13 protein-coding genes and 1 pseudogene are annotated in these 21,269 nt (G+C 68.1%); 12 read left to right on the forward strand and 2 right to left on the reverse strand.

Going from position 1 to position 21,269, the window contains the following annotated elements; translation table 11 throughout:
- Window positions 1–60 precede the first annotated feature (60 nt).
- The 8 genes and pseudogenes from ACSQ2F_RS21280 to ACSQ2F_RS21315 all read left to right on the forward strand — a co-directional run bounded on the left by ACSQ2F_RS21280 (window position 61) and on the right by ACSQ2F_RS21315 (window position 9,020).
- A complete protein-coding gene (locus ACSQ2F_RS21280; protein ID WP_436026907.1) occupies window positions 61–843 on the forward strand; it encodes a Stp1/IreP family PP2C-type Ser/Thr phosphatase in 783 nt (260 codons plus the stop codon).
- A gap of 65 nt (window positions 844–908) precedes the next feature.
- The gene (locus ACSQ2F_RS21285) at window positions 909–1,604 is read left to right on the forward strand and encodes an FHA domain-containing protein (RefSeq protein WP_436026235.1); all 696 of its coding nucleotides are present in this window, start codon (window positions 909–911) and stop codon (window positions 1,602–1,604) included.
- Window positions 1,605–2,283: 679 nt separating this feature from the next.
- The gene (locus tag ACSQ2F_RS21290; RefSeq protein ID WP_436026236.1) at window positions 2,284–3,093 is read left to right on the forward strand and encodes an MBL fold metallo-hydrolase; all 810 of its coding nucleotides are present in this window, start codon (window positions 2,284–2,286) and stop codon (window positions 3,091–3,093) included.
- Between the two features lie 170 nt (window positions 3,094–3,263).
- Complete coding sequence (locus ACSQ2F_RS21295; RefSeq protein WP_436026237.1) at window positions 3,264–3,704, forward strand: pilin; 441 nt, start codon at window positions 3,264–3,266, stop codon at window positions 3,702–3,704.
- 86 nt (window positions 3,705–3,790) lie between these two features.
- Window positions 3,791–5,638, forward strand: coding sequence for a Wzy polymerase domain-containing protein (locus tag ACSQ2F_RS21300; RefSeq protein ID WP_436026238.1), 1,848 nt, complete (start codon window positions 3,791–3,793; stop codon window positions 5,636–5,638).
- Window positions 5,639–5,765: 127 nt separating this feature from the next.
- Window positions 5,766–7,042 (forward strand): IS3 family transposase gene (locus ACSQ2F_RS21305; RefSeq protein ID WP_436023127.1). Its coding sequence is split into 2 segments (ribosomal slippage): window positions 5,766–6,096 and window positions 6,096–7,042, totalling 1,278 coding nucleotides; the frame shifts between segments, so codons are not numbered across the junction.
- A 586-nt stretch (window positions 7,043–7,628) separates the two neighbouring features.
- Window positions 7,629–7,787, forward strand: a pseudogene (locus ACSQ2F_RS21310) (pilin glycosylation ligase domain-containing protein); the annotation flags it as partial.
- Between the two features lie 33 nt (window positions 7,788–7,820).
- Window positions 7,821–9,020 (forward strand): Wzy polymerase domain-containing protein, encoded by a 1,200-nt coding sequence (locus ACSQ2F_RS21315; protein WP_436026909.1) that lies wholly within the window; start codon window positions 7,821–7,823, stop codon window positions 9,018–9,020.
- A gap of 225 nt (window positions 9,021–9,245) precedes the next feature.
- Here ACSQ2F_RS21315 and moaC read toward each other — a convergent pair whose 3' ends face one another.
- Window positions 9,246–9,752, reverse strand: a complete 507-nt coding sequence (gene moaC / locus ACSQ2F_RS21320; protein WP_436026239.1) for a cyclic pyranopterin monophosphate synthase MoaC — start codon at window positions 9,750–9,752, stop codon at window positions 9,246–9,248.
- A 64-nt stretch (window positions 9,753–9,816) separates the two neighbouring features.
- On the opposite strand from moaC, the gene ACSQ2F_RS21325 reads away from it, so the two are divergent.
- From ACSQ2F_RS21325 to alaC, 4 genes are all read left to right on the forward strand, one after another.
- On the forward strand, window positions 9,817–11,370 hold the full coding sequence (locus ACSQ2F_RS21325) for a M48 family metalloprotease (RefSeq protein ID WP_436026240.1): 1,554 nt from the start codon (window positions 9,817–9,819) through the stop codon (window positions 11,368–11,370).
- A 105-nt stretch (window positions 11,371–11,475) separates the two neighbouring features.
- Window positions 11,476–17,250, forward strand: coding sequence for an alpha-2-macroglobulin family protein (locus ACSQ2F_RS21330; RefSeq protein ID WP_436026241.1), 5,775 nt, complete (start codon window positions 11,476–11,478; stop codon window positions 17,248–17,250).
- Window positions 17,247–19,361 carry a penicillin-binding protein 1C gene (gene pbpC, locus ACSQ2F_RS21335; RefSeq protein WP_436026242.1) on the forward strand — a complete coding sequence of 705 codons (2,115 nt, stop codon included), beginning with the start codon at window positions 17,247–17,249 and terminating at the stop codon, window positions 19,359–19,361. Before ACSQ2F_RS21330 ends, pbpC begins: the two co-directional genes overlap by 4 nt.
- A gap of 95 nt (window positions 19,362–19,456) precedes the next feature.
- A complete protein-coding gene (gene alaC, locus ACSQ2F_RS21340) occupies window positions 19,457–20,740 on the forward strand; it encodes an alanine transaminase (protein ID WP_436026243.1) in 1,284 nt (427 codons plus the stop codon).
- A 108-nt stretch (window positions 20,741–20,848) separates the two neighbouring features.
- Here the strand turns inward: alaC and ACSQ2F_RS21345 are convergent, their stop codons facing one another.
- Window positions 20,849–21,202, reverse strand: coding sequence for a phage holin family protein (locus ACSQ2F_RS21345; protein ID WP_436026244.1), 354 nt, complete (start codon window positions 21,200–21,202; stop codon window positions 20,849–20,851).
- Between the last annotated feature and the right edge of the window lie 67 nt (window positions 21,203–21,269).

Genomic DNA, 21,269 nt, shown 5'->3' on the forward strand with positions numbered 1-21,269 from the left:
CACAATTCCCTCTCCTTTCGTACCTCAGGTCCGATGAACCTCCCTGCGCCCGCCAACTCGATGACGCTCGAATTCTTCAGTGCCACCGACACCGGCCGCGCTCGCAACAACAACGAGGATTCCGTCGCCATCCATGAGCCTTCCGGGCTCGTCGTGCTGGCCGACGGCATGGGTGGCTACAACGCCGGCGAAGTCGCCAGCGGCATGGTCACCTCGTTCATCAAGACCGAACTGGGCCGCTGGCTGGAAGAAGCGGCCGACACGGCGTCGGATGCCGATGTGCGCCGGGCCATGGACATTTGCGTCGACAACGCCAACCGCGCCATCTTCAACGCCGCCAACTCCAACCCGCAGTACGCCGGCATGGGCACCACGCTGGTGGTCGGCGCCTTTCGCGAAGGCCGCCTGCTGATGGGGCACGTCGGCGACTCCCGGGGCTACCGGTTCCGGGCGGGGCGGCTGGCGCAGATCACCCATGACCATTCGCTGCTGCAGGAGCAGATCGACGCCGGCCTCATCACGCCGGAGCAGGCGGCGTTCTCGGCGAACAAGAACCTGGTCACCCGCGCCGTGGGCGTGGAAGACACCGTGCTGCTGGAAACCCACCTGCACGATGTGATGCCGGGCGACATGTACCTGCTGTGCTCGGACGGCCTGTCCGACATGCTGGATGACGACAGCATCGCCCAGGTGCTGCAAGCCCACGAATCCCCTGAAGCCGCTGGCGTCGCGCTCATCGACGCCGCCAACGACGCAGGCGGAAAGGATAATATCGCCGTGGTGCTGGTTCGCGTTCGGGGACAAAGCGTGCCATCCCGCTCCTGGTGGCCGTTCCGCCGGTAAGCGCGTTCGCGATCCAACTCCAGCCCGCCTCGCGGGCGGTGCATTCACAAAACTAGAGGTTTCACATGGGCAAGCTGGTCGTATCGCTCGACGGTGTGGTGATCAAGGAAGTGCAGATCACGAAGGACAAGACGACCCTCGGCCGCCGTCCCTACAACGACATCGTCATCGACAACCTCGCCGTGAGCGGCGAGCACGGCGTGCTGCAGATGGTCGGCAACGACGTCTTCATCGAAGACCTGAACAGCACCAACGGCACCTACATCAACGGCAAGGCCGTGAAGAAGCAGTTGCTGTCGCACAACGACACGGTGGAAATCGGCAAGTACAAGATCAAGTACATGGTCGATGACGGCACCGACTACGAGAAGACGATGATCATGAAGCAGGGCGCCCCGGCCCCTGCCGCCGTCCAGACACCGCCGCCCCCGGTCTACAACCACGGCTTCGCCCAGACCAGCGCCCCGAACTCCAACTTCGGCGGCCTCAGCCCCGCGGTGCTGCCCGGCGCCATCAAGGTCCTGAACGGCGCCGCCGCCGGCCGCGAAGTCGCCCTGACCAAGGTCGTCACCACCGTCGGCAAGCCCGGCGTGCAGGTCGCCTCCATCACCAAGCGCCCCGGCGGCTACGTCTTCGCCCACGTCGAAGGCGCCTCCCGCCCCACCGTCAACGGCAACCCCCTCGTCGGCGACACCATGCACCTGAAGAACGGCGACGTCATCGAGCTCGCCGGCACGCAGATGCAGTTCGTGCAAGCTTAGGGCCCCCACGTCGCTTCGCTCCTCCCCCCCGAGGGGGCGCCCCGGGTCGCCCGGGAGACCCGGGCTCGCGGGTAGCTTGAGGGGCGCTTCGCTTCGCTTGCTGGGCTCGGCGGCACGGCCTTGGCATGAGGCCGGCCGGCGCGGCGCGAGGTGGTGTTGGCGATTGAGCGCCTGAACACAAGAGCTCCTGATCAAGCAGACGTGGAGAGACGTCCTGGCATGCTCAAGTCCTCGGCGTTCACCGCGCGTAAGACCTTCACATTGCCAACGATACGAATAAGCCGAAGCTGGTGTTCAGGCGTTCTTTGGTGACCTTCTGGCGCGCCAGAAAGTTACTCGGCTGCCGGGCCGAGACCCGGCGCGGCGGTGCCGCCGGAACACCATCTCCGTGGCGCACGGGCCACCGCGCAGGACCAGGCAATCGCGCTTGAGCTGCATTGCTGCCGATCAAGCTTGAGCCATCGGCGCACGGAGGACGTCGCCGCCAGGCGTGACGCATTCCACGGCGGTTTCCACCGGGTACACATGCACCCTCCGAACACGCCCGGAATGCGGCTTTGACCGCTTGCGCCCGAGGGCTGCGGCCGTCAGCATGGCGACAGCATTCCGGTTCGTCCTGCACGGCCGCTGCTTTCACCAGGTGCCCGCGTCCGGGCGCCACTCCACTCCGCCGCGCCGCATGAAAATCCGCGTTCTCGGCTGCTCGGGCGCCATCGCCGCCGGCAGCCGAACCACAGCGTTCCTGGTCGACCACGATGTGCTGGTCGATGCCGGCACGGGCGTCGGGGACCTGACCCTCGACGAGCTCGCCCGCATCGACCACATCCTCGTCAGCCACTCCCACCTCGACCACGTGCTGTCCATCGGCCTGCTGGCCGACAGCGTGCTGCGCCGTCGCGCCGCGCAAGGCCGCGGGCCCATTGAAGTGCACGCCCTGCCCGAGACCTTGGAGGCCCTGCGCCGCCATATCTTCAACGGCATCATCTGGCCCGACTTCACGCGCTTGCCCACAGTTGATCGCCCGGTTCTCCGTCTGGTTCCGTTTCAGACGGGTGACCGGCTCGTGCTGAACACCAAACGCTTTGAAGTGCTGAGCGCGGCGCACACCGTGCCCGCCGTCGGCTTCGCGCTCGAAGGTCGCGATGGCCATTGGGTGTTCACCGGCGACACCGGCCCCAACCCCGCGCTCTGGAAGCGCCTCGCCACCTTGCCCGTCGCGCACCTCGTGATCGAGACGGCCTTCGGCGACGACGAGCACGAGCTGGCCCGCATCAGCCAACACCTGTGCCCATCGGAGCTGGCGCGTGAGCTCGAACGACTGCCCGGCAGTGTCGATGTGCACATCACCCACATCAAGCCCGGTGAGGTGGCCGCGGTGATGGAAGAAGTGGGTGCCATCGAGACGCCGCACCGCATCGCTGCCCTCTTCGCGGGCCAAGTCATGGACTTCGACCGCCCCCTGGCACCGGCCCTCGCCGGCCCATTGTGACCATTCCCGTCAGCACCAAAACCGTCGCCGTCGGCCCCTTCCGCCCTCGAGTGACACATCCGGTCAGAACAGCGGGCAGATTCCACACCATTTCGACGGATTCGCCCTGGCACAGCCGGTGCAACTAAAGAACCGTGTCTACCACCGCTTTCCCCAACAGGAGTTTTCTCATGAAGCGCAACATCCAAAAAGGTTTCACCCTGATCGAACTGATGATCGTCGTCGCGATCATCGGCATTCTGGCCGCTGTGGCTCTGCCGGCTTACCAAGACTACACCGTTCGTGCCCGCGTCTCCGAAGGCCTCGTTCTGGCGTCCGGCGCCAAGACCGCCGTTGCTGAGAACGCGTCTTCTGCCAACTCGGATCTGGCCTCCGGCTGGAACGCTCCGTCGGAAACCAAGGCGGTGAAGACGGTTGCGATCGACTCGACGAACGGCGAAATCACGGTGACCTTCACCGCGGCTGCTGGTGGTGATAACAAGACCATCGTCCTGGTCCCGACCTCCAGCGGTGCAGCTCTGGCTGCTGGCACCCCGCCGGCCGGCTCGATCAACTGGGCCTGCACGGACGGCGATCTGGACGCAAAGTACCGTCCTTCGAACTGCCGCTAATCCGCTGCTGCTTGAAAAAAGACCGCCCACCGGGCGGTCTTTTTGCATCTCCCGTTCTCATGTTTCGATGAACAGCGATCAGGCTGATGTCCATGCTGGAACAGACCCATTCCGAGTCCATCCGTAGTCGAGCCACAACCAACTCATCGTCGACCGGAACGGCCAGAGGCGGTTGGTGGATGTTGACGTTCGGGCTCCTGGCTCCTTGGTGGTGGGCCCACCTGTCGTCGCCGCTTCCTGCGTTCTACAAGGAGTGGCTTTTCGCCGTGTCGATCGGCGCCAGCATTACGTTGCTGGGTCCGCGAGTTCATCGAATCAGTCATGTGCTACGGCATCCGCTGGCGTGGGCCGCGCTCGGATTGGCCGTGGTCCTCTCACTGCAAGCCCTGTTTCGCGAGTCGTCGGCGGCACCGGCCAGCATGGCCATGCTGTACCTCGGACTGTTCGTCACCTGCCTTGCCCTAGGCCAACGCATGCGCGAATCACGCGGCGACTCAAGCTTGACTTGGCTGGTGTCGTGCTTGATCCTGGGAGCTATGGGCAGCGCTGCGCTGGCCGGACTACAACTCAATGGGGTCCGCTTGGATCCGACCTTCCTGCAGGGGATTCAAGGACGGCGCTTGACGGGCAATACCGCTCAAGCGAACCATTTTGCATCGCTGCTGTGGCTGGGATGCTTGGGCGTTTGCTATTTGTACTCGCAGAGGATGGTGCGCGCGCCGATTGCAATCGTCGCGGTGCTCTTGCTACTCTCGTTCTGCGGGTGGACAGGCTCGAGAATGTCCGTCGTGCTCGCTGCCTTCGCCATAGTCGCAGGACTCGGCGCATGGCGGTTCGGAACCACGCCCGGAGTGCGTTGCTTCGCGCAGGCGCTTGTACTGGTGGGGGTACTGGCTCCGATAACGAGTTGGTCGCTCGATGCCAGCGGGATATCGAACTACTTTGACGTGGTTTCCAGTGCCCAACGCCTCGGGAGCGAAACAGCCCGAGAGTCCAACAATCTGCGCACTTGGTTCTTCTACGCGGGCTCTCACGCGGCCACCCACAATCCCTGGGCTGGCATCGGCCCCGGCAATTTCGCGGGATATTCCCTGGAGTTGGCCCAGGGAACGGCGGCCAGCCCGGCGGACGCCGCAGAGGTCAATGCTCACAACCTGTTCCTCCATGTCGCCGCGGAGTGGGGCATTCCCGCGGCCGTCGGTCTCGCTGCCTCCCTGGCTTGGTGGCTTTTCCAAATGGCCGCCCGGGCGCGTCATGACCATCATGCGCTCGGGATTCTGGTTCTATGCGGGGTCATCCTCGTTCATGCCAATGTTGAGTACCCGCTGTGGTACACATACTTTCTGGGCCTGTTGGGCATGATTGCGGGCCATGCGGCGCTTCCATGTGATTCTCGATCCGCCGCCGGGGCAAGCAAAGGAAGGCGATGGCCACCCATGTACGCCCTGTCAGGGATCATGGTGTTGTCCGTCGCCGGCGTCCTCTACAACCAGTTTCGTGACCTCGAAGGAGCCATGAGCGAGGTGGCCACACAAGTGGGTATCGGCGCAGAGCCACAGCATTCCGAAGAACTTCTTCGCCGTCTGGACCGCATACCGAAATGGTCGCCGCTTTCGCCGCACGCCGAGGCAATCCATCTTCTCTCGGCGCTGCCGACCGCGGGCAATGCAAAGGCATTGATGTCTCAGTGCGATGCGGCAATTGCGCAATTGCCGTCGCCCTATCTCCTTGCACGTTGCGCGGTGGTTCATCAAGTCGGTGGAAGCACTGCACGCGCGACCCATCTTGCCAACGCGGTCTGTCGACACCCGTACCGCGCAACGTTGCTGGCAGGCGGAATGCAGTATGTTGGGCGCGTGAGCCCTGAAGCGTTGAAGCTGACTTCCTCCTGCCTCCAAGTACAGAACGATCCCGGGCCGGGCAGGCAAAGGTAGTCGGAACGCCGCCAGTCGAACTCGTCGCCTGGGAGACAAACGGTGGAAATACAGTCTGTGAGCTGGCCCCCTGAATGACCGGACGCAGCCTATCGCTTATCTTACGGATAGGAATAGGACTGTGAGTATGACTAGGCATACGGAGACCATCGAGGTCATCACGAGGGACCAGCGCCGCAGGCGTTGGTCCCTGGTCGAGAAGGCCGCGCTGGTGAAGCGCACGTACGAGCCCGGCATGAGCGTGTCGCTCGTGGCCCGACAGGAAGGCGTGTCGGCCAGCCTGCTGTTCCAGTGGCGCAAGCTCGAACGGCAAGGTGCTCTGACGGCCGTCTCCGCCGGCGAGGCCGTGGTCCCGGCGTCGGAGCTGGCCGCGGCGCGGGTGGAGATCGCGAAGCTGCAGCGCGTGCTCGGCAAGAAGACCTTGGAGAACGAGATCCTCAAGGAAGCAGTGGAGTACGCCGCCGAAAAAAAGTGGATTGCGCGCTCGCCCTTGTTGCCCGGGGACGAGGAATGACGCGCGTGTGCGAGGCACTCGGTTTGGCGCGATCAAACGTTCATGCACGCGCGAACCGATCCGAGTCGTGGGCCGATGGCCGCACGCAGCGAACGCCCGACACCGACGAGCAGTTGCTGACGGACATCCGCGAGCAGATCGCTGCGTTGCCCAGCTACGGCTATCGGCGCGCTTGCGCGCTGGTGAACCGCCAACGCGCGAGGGTCGGCGGAGCGCGCGTGAATCCAAAGCGCGCGTACCGCGTGATGTCCGGCAGCGGGCTGCTGCTGCCCAGAGCCCCAAGGCGTCGCCAGTCCAGCAGGCCTCATGAGGGCAAGGTCGCGGTGCCGGCGAGCGATCTGCGCTGGTGTTCCGACGGGTTCGAGATCAAGTGCGACTCCGGCGAGACGGTGACGGCGACCTTCGCGAAGGACTGCTGTGATCGAGAGATCCTTGCCTTCCGCGCGTGGAACGGCAAGGGCCTGCCTGGCGAGCCGGTCTGCGAAATGCTCATCGAGGCCGTGGAGAAGCGCTTCGGCAGCGTTGAGGCGATCCCTGCCACGCACACGCTGGAGTTCCTCAGCGACAACGGCAGCGCGTACATCGCTCACGCTACGAGGAACGTGGCCAGGTCGCTGGGACTCAAGCCGATCAACACGCCGGTCTGCAGCCCTCAGAGCAACGGCATGGCCGAGAGCTTCGTGAACACGTTCAAGCGCGACTACGTCAGCCGGATGGACCTGAGCGATGCCGTCGTCGTGCTGGCGCAGCTTCCGGCCGCGTTCGAACACTTCAACGAGATACACCCGCACTCGAGCCTCAAGATGAAATCGCCGCGCGAGTTCAGGCGGCACCTTGCTGAGCAATCCCGCCGCCCTCAGCTCGAACAACCGGCGCTACATTGCGCATAGGCTGCGTCCGGGAATGCAGGGGCAAGATCATCTGGCATCTCAATCGCGGCCGCGCCAGTCGCTGACACGGGCACAATCTCCTCTGTTTCGTCTTTAGCTCGACTGCGGAATTCCTTTGGACAGACCGATTGCTAGCTCGTTTCGCAACTCCCCTGACATAACAGACGGCGCAGGCGCAGCTCCAATGCCTTATGCGCAGCGAGCCGCCGCTCTCGTGGCTGCCTTTGCCGCCGTGATGGTGCCCGTACTGCTCGCGTATAACGCGTCGCCGTCCTCCACGTTCCTGAACCAGGCTACTGCCCTGGCGGGATGGGCCGCCTTTGTCACTGCGTTGACTGTCGGTGCTCGGTTCGGTCCAACAAGACCGGTTCCGGGTGCGCTGCTGCTTCTTTCGGTCATCGCGCTGCTTTCTGCAGGTGTTTTCGCATCCAACCTCCGCAGCGCCTTGCCCGGTGGTCTGGCCTTTTCCGCTTTGGGCTTTCTAGCGGCGTGCGGGCTGGCCGTCTCGGTGGCTGTGCACGTGTCCGGACCGCTCCATCGTCCAGCGGCGTTCCGGCCTTTTGCCATCGCGATCGCCATCAGCGGCATGGTGAGCCTGGCGATCGCGTGCATCCAGTATTTCTCCCCAGAATTGGCGGATGGCAATTGGCTCGCGCATCCGTCCGCTCCGGGTCGAGTCGGCGGAAACCTTCGCCAGCCCAACCACTTGAGCACGCTGCTCTTGTGGTCAACCGCGGGAGTGATCTGGCTGCACGCAGCTTGGCTGCGTCAGGGCTCCATGCCGGCGCCACTCTTGCACGCCCTCGCGGCCACAGCGATCCTCGGCCTCACCTTCGGCGTCGTCCTCACCGTCTCCCGCACCGGCGCCGTCTGCATCCTGCTGCTCACCGTCTGGGGCGTCGTCGACCGCGAGCTCCCGCGCTTCACCCGCGTGCTGCTCTGGATCCTCCCGGTGGTCTTCGGCCTCATGTGGTTCGGGGTCAGCGAATGGGCGCAGACGACGCAGCATGCGTTTGCCGGGGGCGATCAGCTCAGCAAGGGCGACCTGTCGAGCTCGCGCTTCGGCATCTGGTCGAACACGCTGGCGCTGATCAAGCAGCACCCGTGGACGGGCGTGGGCTGGGGTGAGTTCAACTTCGCCTGGACCTTGACGCCGTTCCCGGGCCGACCCATCGCCTTCTTCGACCACACGCACAACCTGCCGCTGCACCTGGCGGTGGAGTTGGGCCTGCCGTTGGCCACGTTGATCATGGCCCTCGTGCTGGCCGCGCTGTGGCTGGCATGGCGCCAGCTGCGGCAGCAGACCGGGCTGGAGCGCGCGACCACGGCTTGTGCGCTCGTGATGGTGCTGATGATCGGCGTCCACAGCCTGTTGGAGTACCCGCTGTGGTACGCCTACTTCCTGCTGCCGACGGCGTTCGCGTTCGGCATCGCGGTGGGGGTGCCGCCACGCGAAGAGGAGGCCGCTGTTGGGGCGGACCACGCGCGACGCGGTCCGCCACAGCCGACGCGCCGCTCCGTAACCATGATGATCGCCGCGGCCGTCCTGTTCGTCGGCACCGGTTTCGCCGTGGTCGACTACCTCCGCGTCGTCCACATCTTCGCGCCACCCGCCGACGCGGCGCCGCTCGAGGACCGCATCGCCGAGGGCCAGCGCAGCTGGTTCTTCGCTCACCACGCCCACTACGCGGCGGCGACCACCAACCCGCGGCCCTCGGAGGCCATGGCGTCGTTCGCCAATGCGCCGCACTTCCTGCTCGACGCGCGGCTGATGGTGGCGTGGTCGAAGGCGCTGGCCGAGCGGGGGGAGGTGGAAAAGGCGCGCTACGTGGCCGATCGCCTGCGCGAGTTCCGGCATCCCCTCGGCACCGAGTTCTTTGCCGCCTGCGACAACCCGCCGACGCCGGGCACGCCGGAGCCGTTCCAGTGCAAGCCGGCGACGCAGGTCTTCACCTTCGAGGACTTCCGAGCGCGCTGAGTGAAGGGCGGGCGGGGCCTCGGCCTACCGGAGCACCCACCGCCAGCAAGTCGTTGACGACCCGCGGGGCAAGGTCCGCCCGTTATTGCGCTGTGGCGGGCGAGCGCTTGCTACGCATTCCCATTCACCGCAATTCATGCGGAGATTGCGCGCTGCAATCGCCGCATGAGCGTTTGACGAGGCCTGCAACCGCTTGGCATGACCGGACGGCCGTGCCACCCTGCGCTACGACGTCGCCGACCAATCCCCCGACTTCCCGCCGTGCTTCTCCAGCACCCGGATGCCGCTCATCACCATGCCGCGGTCGGCCGCCTTGCACATGTCGTAGACGGTGAGCAGCCCGACCTGCACGGCGGTGAGCGCTTCCATCTCCACGCCGGTGCGGCCGAGCGTCTCGACCTGGGCCGTGCAACGCACGTCGCACGCAGCCGCGTCGATCTCGAAGTTCACCGTGACACGGGTGATGGGCAGCGGATGACACAGCGGAATGAGGTCCGACGTGCGCTTGCTCGCCTGGATGGCGGCGATGCGGGCCACGCCCAACACGTCGCCCTTCTTGGCCGTGCCGCTCTGAATGAGGGCGAGCGTCGCCGGCAGCATGCGGATGGTGCCGGTGGCCACCGCCACGCGGTGCGTTTCCGCCTTGGCCGACACGTCCACCATGTGGGCCTGACCCTGGCTGTCGAAGTGGGTGAGCGGCGAGGCCTCGGGGGATGACGGCGGCGTGGACATGGTCTGGAAACAAAGGGGAAATCGGTCGCTGGCATGATAGCGGGGCCTCATCACGGTCGACGATTTGAAATCCCTTCCCCGAACCCGTGCCGCCCGCTGGTTGGCCGCCCTCCTGGCGGCCTCGATGCTGAGCCCGCCGGCGCTTGGCCCAGCCGCCGCGCAGAATCGCCTGCCCGCGCTGGGCGACCAGGTGTCCGACTCCTTCAGCGTGGGCACCGAGCGCAAGCTCGGCGACGAGATCATGCGCGAGATCCGCCGTGACCGCGACTACCTCGACGACCCGGTGCTGCTGGAGTACATCCAGTCGCTGTGGCAGCCGCTGGTGGCGGCCGGCCGCGCGCGGGGGGACATCGAGTCCGAGCTCGACCAGCGCTTCGCCTGGGAGACCTTCCTCGTGCGCGATCGCAGCGTGAACGCCTTCGCCTTGCCCGGCGGCTATGTCGGCGTGCACCTGGGCCTGATCGCGATGACCGCCACGCGGGATGAACTGGCCTCGGTGCTGGCGCACGAGATGAGCCACGTCACGCAGCGTCACATCGCGCGCGGCATGATCAACAGCAAGCGGCAGTCGATCATGAGCGCCGCGGCCATGATCGTCGGCGTCATCGCCGCCTCGCGAAGCAACCGGGCCGATGGCGCCAATGCCGTGCTGGCGGGCGGCCAGGCGCTGGCCGTCCAGGGCCAGCTCAATTTCTCGCGTGACATGGAACGCGAGGCGGACCGCATCGGCTTCGCGGTGCTCTCGAGCGCCGGCTTCGCCCCGGGCGGCATGGCCGCGATGTTCGAGAAGCTCGACCAGTCGTCCCGCCTCAACGACGCCGGCGGCTTTCCGTACCTGCGCAGCCATCCCTTGTCGACCGAGCGCGTGGGCGAAGCCCGCGCCCGGGCCAACGCAGCGGCGCCCGTGCGACCGGTCGGCGTGCTCGAACACGCGGTTGCACAGGCGCGGGCTCGCGTCCTGATGGACACCAGCGCAGCGGCGCTTCAGCGCCTGCAGGGGCAGGCCGCCGATGCGTCCGCTCCGGCGCCGGACCAGCTCACCGCCGCCTATGTGCGCGGCCTGGCCTCCTCCCTCCTGAGGGACTGGGCCCGGGCCGACGAGGCCATTGCCCAGGCGCAGGCGCTGGTGCGCGGCAGCCCGCGTGGAGGCGGCCTGGCCGAGCGCAACGTCGCGCTCCTGGCCGTGGAGTCGCAACTGCAGCGCGGCAACGCGGCGCGCGCTGCGGAGTTGCTCGCACCCTACACCGACCTGGCCAGCGAGGCGCGCCCCGTGCTGCTGCTCGTGGCCCAAGCAGCTTTGGCCGGCCGTGAGCGGGCAGAGCTCCAGCGCAGCGCCGACGAGCTCCAGACCTGGACGAGCCTGCATCCCGCCGATGCCGCCGCTTGGCTCGTGCTGGCCAGCACGTGGGGGCAGACGGGCTTCAAGCTGCGCGCGCTGCGGGCCGAAGCGGAATCGCGCATTGCGCTCGGCGACTACACCGGCGCGGTGGACCGGCTGCGCGCCGGCCAGCGCGCCGCGCGCGGACCGCGCACCGCCGATTTCATCGAGGCCTCGGTGATCGACGCCCGCCTGCGCGACATCGAGCGCCTGCGCCGCGAGGCCGAGCGCCCCGAGTAGGAACGCACACGCGGGTTGCCTGCCGGCAACGTTGGCCGAAGGTCGGGCGCCAGCGCCTTGCGGACCCGCTATCCTTGCCGCCGAAACAAGGCAGGGGCCCTCTCGATGATTCTGAATGCAGTCCGGCGCGCGCTCGCCACCCTGGCCGTCGGCGCGTGTGCCCTTGCCGGCGCCGCGTCGCACGCCGCCACCGTGATCCAGGCCAGCCCCGTGGGCGAGGTTGCCCAGGTGCGACAGATCACGCTCAAGTTCTCCGAGTCGGTGGTCACCGTCGGCGACATCGCCCAACCCGATCCGTTCTCCCTCGCCTGCGAAGGCAAGGTGCCGACGGGCCGCGGCCGCTGGGCCACCGACCGGGTCTGGGTGTACGACTTCGACGAGACCTTGCCGCCCGGCGTGCGCTGCCTGCTGCAGGCCCGCCCCGACTGGAAGCCGCTCAACGGCAGCCTGACCGGTACCACCCGCTACGAGTTCAATACCGGCGGCCCTGCCGTCGTCTCTATCCAGCCCTACAGCGGGCAGGACGCAGCGATCGAGGAAGACCAGCATTTCGTGCTGGAGCTGAGCGGCCCCGCCACGCCGGCGTCCGTGACGACCAATGCCCGTTGCGAGATCGAGGGCCTCGGCGACCGCGTGCCCGTGGAGATCGTCACCGGCGGCGTGCGCGACGAATTGCTCGCCGCGACCGGCGTGGCCAAGGCCCGCGCGGATCGCCACCTGGTGCTGCACTGCGCCCGTCCGCTGCCAGCGGACACGCCGGTGCGCCTGGTGTGGGGCAAGGGGATTGCCGCCGCCGCCAAGACGAGCCTCGTCACCCGCGTAGATCAGCGCTTTCCCTTCCGGGTGCGTCCGGTGCTGAAGGCCGAGTTCTCTTGCAGCCGTGAGCGTGCCAATGCGCCGTGCTGGCCGCTGAGCGACCTGGCCGTCAGCTTCACCGCCCCCGTGCCAACCGAGCTTGCCGAGAAGGCCCGGCTCGTGCCGGCCGAAGGCAAACCGATCAGCCCGGACATTGACCGCGACGGCGGCAACGAGGTGAGCGAGCTGCGCTTCAAGGGCCCGTTGCCACCGGACATGAAATTCCGCATCGAGCTGCCGCCCGACCTGAAGGACATCGCCGGCCGCCCGCTCGCCAACGCCAGCGCCTTCCCGCTCGAGGTGGCCACGGGTGAAGCCCCGCCCATCGCCAAGTTCGCCACCGCGCCGTTCGGCGTGCTGGAGCGCAACGCCGAACCGATGCTGCCCGTCACCCTGCGCCATGTGCAGGGCGACCTGCGCCCCGGCGCATCGGGCGGCAAGGTCCGCATGCTGCGCCTGCAGACCGATGCCGACATCCTGGGCTGGTACGCCCGCCTGCGCAAGACGCACGAGGACTGGGCCCTGCGCGGCACGTCGCTGCTCAAGACCCAGCGCAACGCCCGCACCACCGACCTGCCGCAGCTGGTGGGCGGCGATCCGCGTCCCTTCGAGGTGGTCGGCATTCCGATGGACCAGCCGGGCTACCACGTCGTCGAGATCGAATCGCGCCGGCTCGGCGAGAGCCTCCTCGACCGCAAGGCGCCCATGTACGTGCGCACCGGCGTGCTGGTGACCAACCTCGCGGTGCACTTCAAGCACAGCAACGAGAACGCCGTGATCTGGGTGACGACGCTCGACAAGGCCCGCCCGGTCGAAGGCGCGGACGTGGCGGTGGCCGACTGCAACGGCCGCCGGCTGTGGGCGGGTCGCACGGACGTGAACGGCCTCGCGCGCATTGGCGGCCCCATCGAGTCGCCGCGTGGCAACTGCGTGTCGAGCGAGGGCCTGCTCGTCACGGCGCGTCTGGCCGATGCGAGCGGCGGCGAGACCGACCTGGCCTTCACCTTCAGCCAGTGGACGCGCGGCATCGAGAACTGGCGCTTCGGTCTGCCCACGGGTGGCGGCCGCGAGCCCGAGGCCCAGGCGCACAGCGTGCTCGACCGCATGCTGGTTCGCGCGGGCGAGACGGTGTCGATGAAGCACTTCATCCGCACGGAAACCTCCGCCGGCCTCGCGAACCTGAAGCCCGCGGAACTGCCGCAGCGCGTTCGCATCGTTCATGAGGGCACCGGCCAGGCCTTCGTGCAGCCGCTCAACTGGCAAGGCGTGCGCAGCGCCGCCTCCACCTGGAACGTGCCCTCCAACGCCAAGCTCGGCGTGTACCAGGTGCAGCTGGAGCGCGACCGCACCGGCAACCGCCAGGAGGCGAGCTGGAGCACCGGTTCATTCCGGGTGGAAGAATTCCGCGTGCCACTGGTGGATGCACGGCTGAGCGGACCCAAAGGACCCGTCGTCGCACCGAAGGAACTGCCGGTCGACGTGCAGCTGACCTACCTGTCGGGCGGCGGCATGGCCCAGTCGGGGCTGCGCATGAGCTCGGTGCTGCAGGACCGCTATGTGTCCTTCCCCGGCCACGCCGGTTTCTCCTTCGAGCCGCCGCGCGAGCCGGGCACGATGGAGGAGGGCGACGGAGAGGGTGAGGGCGAGGGCGAGGGCCCCACGGCCGAGGGTCGCCTGGTGGCCGACAAGCTGCCGGTGTCGACCGACAAGAACGGCGCGGCGCGCGTGGTGCTGAAGGACCTGCCCGCCGTCAGCCGTCCGGCCGACCTCATCACCGAATTGAGCTTCAGTGATCCCAACGGCGAAGTGCAGACGGCCACCGTGCGCACGCCGGTCTGGCCGTCGGCCGTGGTGGTGGGCATCAAGACCGGCTCGTGGGTGAGCACCAAGGGGCGGGTGAACTTCCAGGTGCTGGCGGTCGACACCGCGGGCCGCCCGGTCAAGAGCCAGGCCGTGCAGGTGCGGGGCCGCTGGTCCAAGCAGACCAGCACGCGCAAGCGCTTGGTGGGCGGGTTCTATGCCTACGACAACCAGACGGAGGTGAAGGACCTCGGCAGCCTGTGCAGCGGGAAGACGGACGAGCGCGGCCTGCTGTTGTGCGAGGCCTCGCTCAATCATGCCGGCGAGGTGCAACTCGTGGCGCAGGCCAGCGACGGCGCGGGCAACCGCTCGGAGGCCGCCGCCAGCGTGTGGGTGACACGCCAGGGCGAGATGTGGTTCGCCCAGGACAACGACGACCGCATCGACGTGCTGCCCGAGCGCAAGTTCTACCAGCCCGGCGAGGTGGCGCGACTGCAGGTGCGCATGCCCTTCCGCGAAGCCACGGCCCTTGTCAGCGTCGAGCGTGAGGGCGTGGTGAGCACCCAGGTGGTCAAGCTGCGCGGCGACGATCCGACGGTGGACGTGCGGGTGGAGCGCGGCTGGGGACCGAACGTGTACGTGAGCGTGCTCGCGTTGCGTGGGCGCGTGCGCGACGTGCCGTGGTATTCGATCTTCACCTGGGGTTGGCGCAACCCGGTGGAATGGGTGCGGGCCTACTGGTACGAGGGCCGCGAGTACGAGGCGCCCACGGCCATGGTGGACCTGTCCCGGCCGGCCTTCAAGCTCGGTGTGGCGAGCTTCGGCGTCGGCATCGCCGAGCACGAATTGAGCGTCACGGTCACGCCCGACAAGCCGCAGTACGCGGTTCGCCAGACAGTCAACGCGCGCATCCGCGTGCTGCAGGGCGGCAAGCCCGTGCAGGGCGGCGAGGTGGCGTTCGCGGCGGTGGACGAGGGGTTGCTGGCCTTGCGCGAGAACACCTCCTGGGACCTGCTCGGCGCGATGATGCGTCAGCGCCCGTGGCATGTGGAAACCAGCACCGGCCAGGGCGAGGTGATCGGCAAGCGGCACTACGGCCGCAAGGCGCTGCCGGCCGGGGGCGATGGGGGGCGCAATCCCACGCGAGAACTCTTCGACACCCTGCTGCTGTGGCGCGCCAACGTGCCGCTGGACGCGAATGGCGAAGCAGTGGTGCAGGTCCCGCTGAACGATTCGTTGACCGGCTTCCGTCTGGTGGCGATCGCCGACGCGGGCACGGCCCAGTTCGGCACCGGCAGCGCCAGCATCAAGGTGACGCAGGACCTGCAGATGCTGGCCGGCCTGCCGCCGCTCGTGCGCGAGGGCGACCAGTTCACCGCCATGCTGACCTTGCGCAACACAACGGCGCGCGAGATGAAGGTGCGCGCGGCCCTCAACGGCACCGCGAACAAGGCGGTCGGCAGCCAGGTGGCCTTGCAGCGTGACCCCTTGAGCTTCTCGCCGCAGGAGATCGTGTTGCCGGCGGGCAGTGCCAAGGACGTGCTGTGGGGCGTCACGGTGCCGCCGGACAGCGTGAGCATCGGCTGGGAAGCTTCGGTGGAGGAACTCGGCGGCGAGAAGGTGCGCGACCGAATGAAGTTCAATCAGCTGGTGAGCCCGGCCGTGCCGGTGCGCGTGTTGCAGGCGAGCCTGATGCAGCTCGACGCGCCGGTGTCGCTGCCCATCGCGCCGCCGGCTGGCGCACTGGAAGCGGGCGGCGTTTTGCGCGGTGGCGTGGAAGTCGGCCTGCAGCCCTCGCTCACCGGTGCACTGCCCGGTCTTCGCCGCTACTTCGAGGCCTATCCGTTCGCCTGCCTCGAGCAGAAGACGTCCAAGGCCATCGGCTTGCACGACAAGGCGCTGTGGGAGAAGGTGGTGCAGGACCTGCCTGGCTACCTGGACAGCGACGGCCTGGCGAGCTACTTCCCCGCGCGCGCCGGCGACGGCCCGCGGGGCAGCGACCGCCTTACCGCCTACCTGCTCGCGGCCACGCACGAGGCCGGCCTGCCCTTGGCGCCCACCGTGCGCGACAGCATGCTCGAAGGCCTGACCGCCTTCGTCGAGGGGCGCATCGAGCGCAAGTTCTGGTCCCCGAAGCCGGACCTCGACGTGCGCAAGCTGGCCGCGCTGGAGGCGCTCTCGCGTTACGGCCGGGCCTCGCCGCGCCTGCTCGGGTCGATCAACCTCACGCCCAACCTGTGGCCCACCGCGGCGGTCATCGACTGGTACGCGCTGCTCCGCCGCGTGAAGGACATTCCCTCCCAGGCCAAGCGCCTGGAAGAGGCCGAGCAGATCCTGCGCAGCCGGCTCACCTATGCCGGGACGACCCTGCGTTTCAGCAACGAGCAGGATGACTTCTGGTGGTGGTTGATGGACAGCGCCGACGCCAACGCATCGCGGCTGATCCTCGCCGTGCTCGACGACCCGGCGTGGCGCGACGATCTGCCGCGCATGGTCGTGGGCTCGCTGGGCCGCCAGCGCGAGGGCGCTTGGCTCACCACGACGGCCAACCTGTGGGGCGTGCTCGCACTGGACAAGTTCGCCGCCCGCTTCGAGGGCGAGCGCATCACGGGGCGCAGCAGCGCCCACACCGGGTCCGCACCCCAGGTGGTGGATTGGGGTCGTCAGCCGAAGGGCGGCGCCGTGCGGCTGCCGTGGCCGGCCCAGGCCGGTACCCTCAGCGTCACCCACGAGGGCGCGGGCAAGCCGTGGCTCACCGTGCAGAGCCTGGCCGCCGTGCCGCTGAAGGCGCCCCTGCGGGCGGGCTACTCGGTGACACGCAGCGTCTCGGCGGTGGAGCAGAAGGTCAAGGGCACCTGGTCGCGCGGCGACGTGATGCGCGTGCGCCTGGAGGTGGATGCGCAGTCCGACATGACCTGGGTGGTGGTGAGCGACCCGGTGCCGGGTGGCGGCACCTTGCTCGGCTCCGGCCTCGGTCGGGACAGCGCCATCGCGGCCGGCGGCGGCGCCTCCAACGAGGTCACCTGGCCCACGTTCGAGGAACGCAGCTTCGAGGCCTACCGCAGCTACTTCGAGTACCTGCCACGGGGCAAGCACGTGGTCGAGTACACCGTGCGGCTGAACAACCCGGGCGTGTTCGCCCTGCCACCCACGCGTGTGGAAGCGATGTATGCGCCCGAGACCTTCGGTGAATTGCCGAATGCGGCGCTGGAGGTCAAGCCGTGAGCAGGTGGCCGGGGCCCTGGGCCGCGGCCTTGCTGTGCTGCCTGGCCACGGCGGCCCACGCCGTGCCCGGCTTCGAGGCGGTGCGTGCCGCGCACCGGCCCTCCGACGTGCAACTGCTCGACCGCCGCGGCGAGCCGCTGCAGACGGTGCGCGTCGACCCGGCGGTGCGGCGTTTGGCGTGGGTGCCGCTGAATGCCATGTCGCCGGCGTTGCTGCATGCCATCGTGCTGAGCGAAGACCGGCGCTTTCATGCGCACAGCGGCGTGGACTGGAGCGCCGTCGCGCAGAGCGCCTGGGCCAACCTGTGGAACACCCGCACGCGCGGAGCTTCCACCTTGACGATGCAGCTCGCCGGCCTGCTCGACGAAGACCTGGCGCGCCCGGCCGGCGGTCGCAGCATGGGCCAGAAGATCGGCCAGGCCTACACGGCGACGCGTCTGGAGGGGCGCTGGAAGAAAAGCGAGATCCTGGAGGCCTACCTCAACCTCGTGCCGTTCCGCGGTGAGCTGGTCGGCATCGGGGCGCTGTCGCAGACGCTCTTCGGCAAGCACCCCAGTGGTCTGGATGCACATGAGGCGGCCATCACCGCAGCGCTGCTGCGCGGGCCCAATGCCTCCATCGATGCCGTGGCCCAGCGGGCTTGCGGCGTGTTGGAACTGCAGCAGCAGCCATGCACCGGCGTGCTCGCGCTCGCCAGCACCGCCCTCTCGCGTCGTGGCGGGCCGGTGCTCGGCGAACAGCTCGCGCCCCACTTCGCACGCCAGCTTGCGCTGCGACCGGGGCCGCCACGGCGCACCTCGCTCGATGCCGGCCTGCAGCGGCTGGCGCGCGATGCCCTGCGGCGTCACATCGCCTCGCTGACCTCACGCAACGTCGAGGACGGCGCCGTGCTGGTGCTCGACAACGTGACGGGCGAAGTGCGTGCGTGGGTCGGCTCCAGTGGCGACCTGTCCGATGCCGCACAGGTGGACGGCGTGCTGGCGCGGCGCCAGCCGGGCTCGACGCTCAAGCCCTTCGTCTACGCGATGGCGTTCGAACGCCGCTGGCTCTCGCCGGCCAGCCTGATCGACGACTCGCCGGCCGAGATCGCCACCCCGGCCGGCCTGTACCTGCCGCAGAACTACGACCGCCAGTTCAAGGGCTGGGTCAGCGCGCGCGCCGCACTGGGCGCGAGCCTGAACGTGCCGGCCGTGCGGGTCGGTGCGCTGCTCGGGCCCGATGCGCTGCTGGCGCGATTGAACGATCTCGGGCTTGAACTCGGCCACGACGGCACGCACTACGGACCGGCCCTGGCGCTCGGCGGTGCCGACGTCACGCTGCTGGCGCTGACCAACGCGTACCGCACGCTCGCCAACGGCGGCCTGCATTCCCCTGTGGCGCTCGCCGCGTCCCGGCCCGCGCCGCGTCGTGTCTTCGACGCCGTGGCCACCTTCCTCGTCACCGACATCCTGGCCGACAACGCGGCGCGGGTGCGCACCTTCGGCCTCGACAGTGCCCTCGTCACGCGCGGCTTCGCCGCCGTGAAGACCGGGACCAGCAAGGACATGCGCGACAACTGGTGCATCGGTTTCACCGACCGCTACACCGTGGGCGTGTGGGTCGGCAACGCGAGTGGCGAGGCCATGCACCAGGTGAGCGGTGTGAGCGGCGCAGCACCCGTGTGGCAAGCGGTCGTGCGGCATCTGCATGAGACGCGGCCATCGCACGCGGCGCCGATGCCGCCCGGCCTCGTCAGCGCCAGGGTGCAGCCGGGCAACGAGCCCGCGCGCGAGGACTGGTTCGCCAGCGAACTGGCGCCAGCGTCGGCAAAGCCCGCCGCGGGCGATGCCGACGGGGTGAGTGGATCGCGCCGCTTCGGCATTGCGTCGCCGCGACCGGGCAGCATCTTTGCGCTCGATCCCGACATTCCGCCCACGGCGCAGCGCGTGGTCTTCGCGGGCGAGCGCGGCACCTGGTGGCTCAACGGACGTCGACTGGGGGAGGGCGAGCGCCTCGCCTGGGCGCCATGGCCCGGGCGCCATGAACTCCGCCTGGTGGGCCGCACCGGCACCGTTGTGCAGACCGTGAAGTTCGAGGTGCGTGGTGCGGCGTTGAAGCAGGCCGCGCGCTGATCGGCGCAGACTTCGGATAGGATCCGTCCCAGCCGCGCCCCAATGCGCGGCGACGTCGCTCGGACGGTTCCGGGCGCTCACGTGAAAGACCTTCCATGTCCTCCTCAGCAGGCAAGCGCCGCTTCGCGCGCATCGATCGCCTTCCTCCCTACGTCTTCAACATCACGGCCGAGCTCAAGCTGGCTGCCCGCCGCCGCGGCGAAGACATCATCGACATGAGCATGGGCAACCCCGATGGGGCCACGCCCGAGCACATCGTGCGCAAGCTCACCGAGACCGCGCAGCGTCCCGACACCCACGGCTACTCGGCCTCCAAGGGCATCCCGCGGCTGCGCCGTGCCATCTCGCACTGGTACCGCGATCGCTATGCCGTCGACATCGACCCCGAGACGGAGGCCATCGTCACCATCGGCTCGAAGGAAGGCCTGGCGCACCTGATGCTGGCCACGCTCGACCGGGGCGACACGGTGCTGGTGCCCGACCCGAGCTACCCCATCCACATCTACGGGGCCGTGATCGCAGGCGCCGACATCCGGTCGGTGCCGGTGGGCCCGGGGGTGGACTTCTTTGGCGAACTCGAGCGCGCCATCCGCGGCAGCTACCCGAAGCCGAAGATGATCATCATCGGCTTTCCCAGCAACCCGACGGCGCAATGCGTGGAGCTCGACTTCTTCGAGCGGGTGATCGCCCTGGCGCGCAAGCACGACATCTTCGTCGTGCATGACCTCGCCTATGCCGACATCGTCTTCGACGGCTGGAAGGCGCCGTCCATCATGCAGGTGCCCGGGGCGAAGGACATCGCGGTGGAGTTCTTCACCCTGTCCAAGAGCTACAACATGGCCGGCTGGCGCGTGGGTTTCATGGTGGGCAACCCGGAGCTCGTCGCGGCGCTCGCCCGCATCAAGAGCTATCACGACTACGGCACGTTCACGCCGCTGCAGGTGGCGGCCATCGCGGCGCTCGAGGGCGACCAGCAGTGCGTGAAGGACATCGCGCAGCAGTACCAGCGACGTCGCGACGTGCTCTACAAGGGCCTGACCGAAGCCGGCTGGCCGGTGGAATGCCCGAAGGCCTCGATGTACATCTGGGCCCGCATTCCGGAACCGTACCGGGCGCTCGGGTCGCTGGAATTCTCCAAGCGACTGCTGGAGCAAGCGAAGGTGTCGGTCTCGCCCGGCATCGGCTTCGGCGACCACGGTGACGAGTATGTGCGCTTCGCGCTCATCGAGAACGAGGCCCGCATCCGGCAGGCGGTGCGTGGCATCAAGGCGATGCTCAAGGCCTCGCCCCCGGCGGCTCAGGCCAGCGCCGCTCCGGCGTCCGTGGCGGTGCCCGCGACGCCTGCTCGGCGCAAGGCCGTGACGCCACCGGCGGCCTGAAACGGGCCGGACAGGCGCCCCTCGCGAGGGCGCCCCGGGCATGCACGTTCCCCTGACGGAGGACGTGCGCCGGGGTGGCCTGCGTTCAGTGGCGAAGCGGGGCGCCGGTCAACCGCGGAAGAGGCCTTCCATCGCCACGTCGATGACCACCGCGCAGGCGCTGTAGACCAGCGACCCCAGCAGGGCCCACAGGAAGCCGTTGACGGCCAGGCCGTCGAGCAGCTGCGCGGCGAAATAGAACATCAGCGCGTTGATGATGAAGAGGAAGAGCCCGAGCGTGAGCAGCGTGACGGGCAGGGTCAGGATCACCAGGACCGGGCGCAGAAGCGTGTTGAGCAGGCCCAGCACCAGCGCGGCGATCATGGCCGAGCCGAAGCTCTGCACGGTGACGCCAGGCAACACGTAAGCCACGAACAGCAGCGCGGCGGCGAGCAACAACCAGCGAACGAGGATCTTGACCATGGGACTAGCATAACGTGCGGGACCGGGCTTGACGATCCACAAATGAGAATCGTTCGTGTTGATGTTA

It is taken from the genome of Rhizobacter sp. LjRoot28 (genome assembly GCF_964253025.1).
Lineage (GTDB): Bacteria > Pseudomonadota > Gammaproteobacteria > Burkholderiales > Burkholderiaceae_C > Rhizobacter.

Coding starts and splice junctions, on each gene's coding strand:
- ACSQ2F_RS21280 (WP_436026907.1), top strand. CDS start 61: ATGACGCTCGAATTCTTCAGTGCCACCGACACCGGCCGCGCTCGCAAC.
- ACSQ2F_RS21285 (WP_436026235.1), top strand. CDS start 909: ATGGGCAAGCTGGTCGTATCGCTCGACGGTGTGGTGATCAAGGAAGTG.
- ACSQ2F_RS21290 (WP_436026236.1), top strand. CDS start 2,284: ATGAAAATCCGCGTTCTCGGCTGCTCGGGCGCCATCGCCGCCGGCAGC.
- ACSQ2F_RS21295 (WP_436026237.1), top strand. CDS start 3,264: ATGAAGCGCAACATCCAAAAAGGTTTCACCCTGATCGAACTGATGATC.
- ACSQ2F_RS21300 (WP_436026238.1), top strand. CDS start 3,791: ATGTCCATGCTGGAACAGACCCATTCCGAGTCCATCCGTAGTCGAGCC.
- ACSQ2F_RS21315 (WP_436026909.1), top strand. CDS start 7,821: ATGCCGGCGCCACTCTTGCACGCCCTCGCGGCCACAGCGATCCTCGGC.
- moaC (WP_436026239.1), bottom strand. CDS start 9,752: ATGTCCACGCCGCCGTCATCCCCCGAGGCCTCGCCGCTCACCCACTTC.
- ACSQ2F_RS21330 (WP_436026241.1), top strand. CDS start 11,476: ATGATTCTGAATGCAGTCCGGCGCGCGCTCGCCACCCTGGCCGTCGGC.
- alaC (WP_436026243.1), top strand. CDS start 19,457: ATGTCCTCCTCAGCAGGCAAGCGCCGCTTCGCGCGCATCGATCGCCTT.
- ACSQ2F_RS21345 (WP_436026244.1), bottom strand. CDS start 21,202: ATGGTCAAGATCCTCGTTCGCTGGTTGTTGCTCGCCGCCGCGCTGCTG.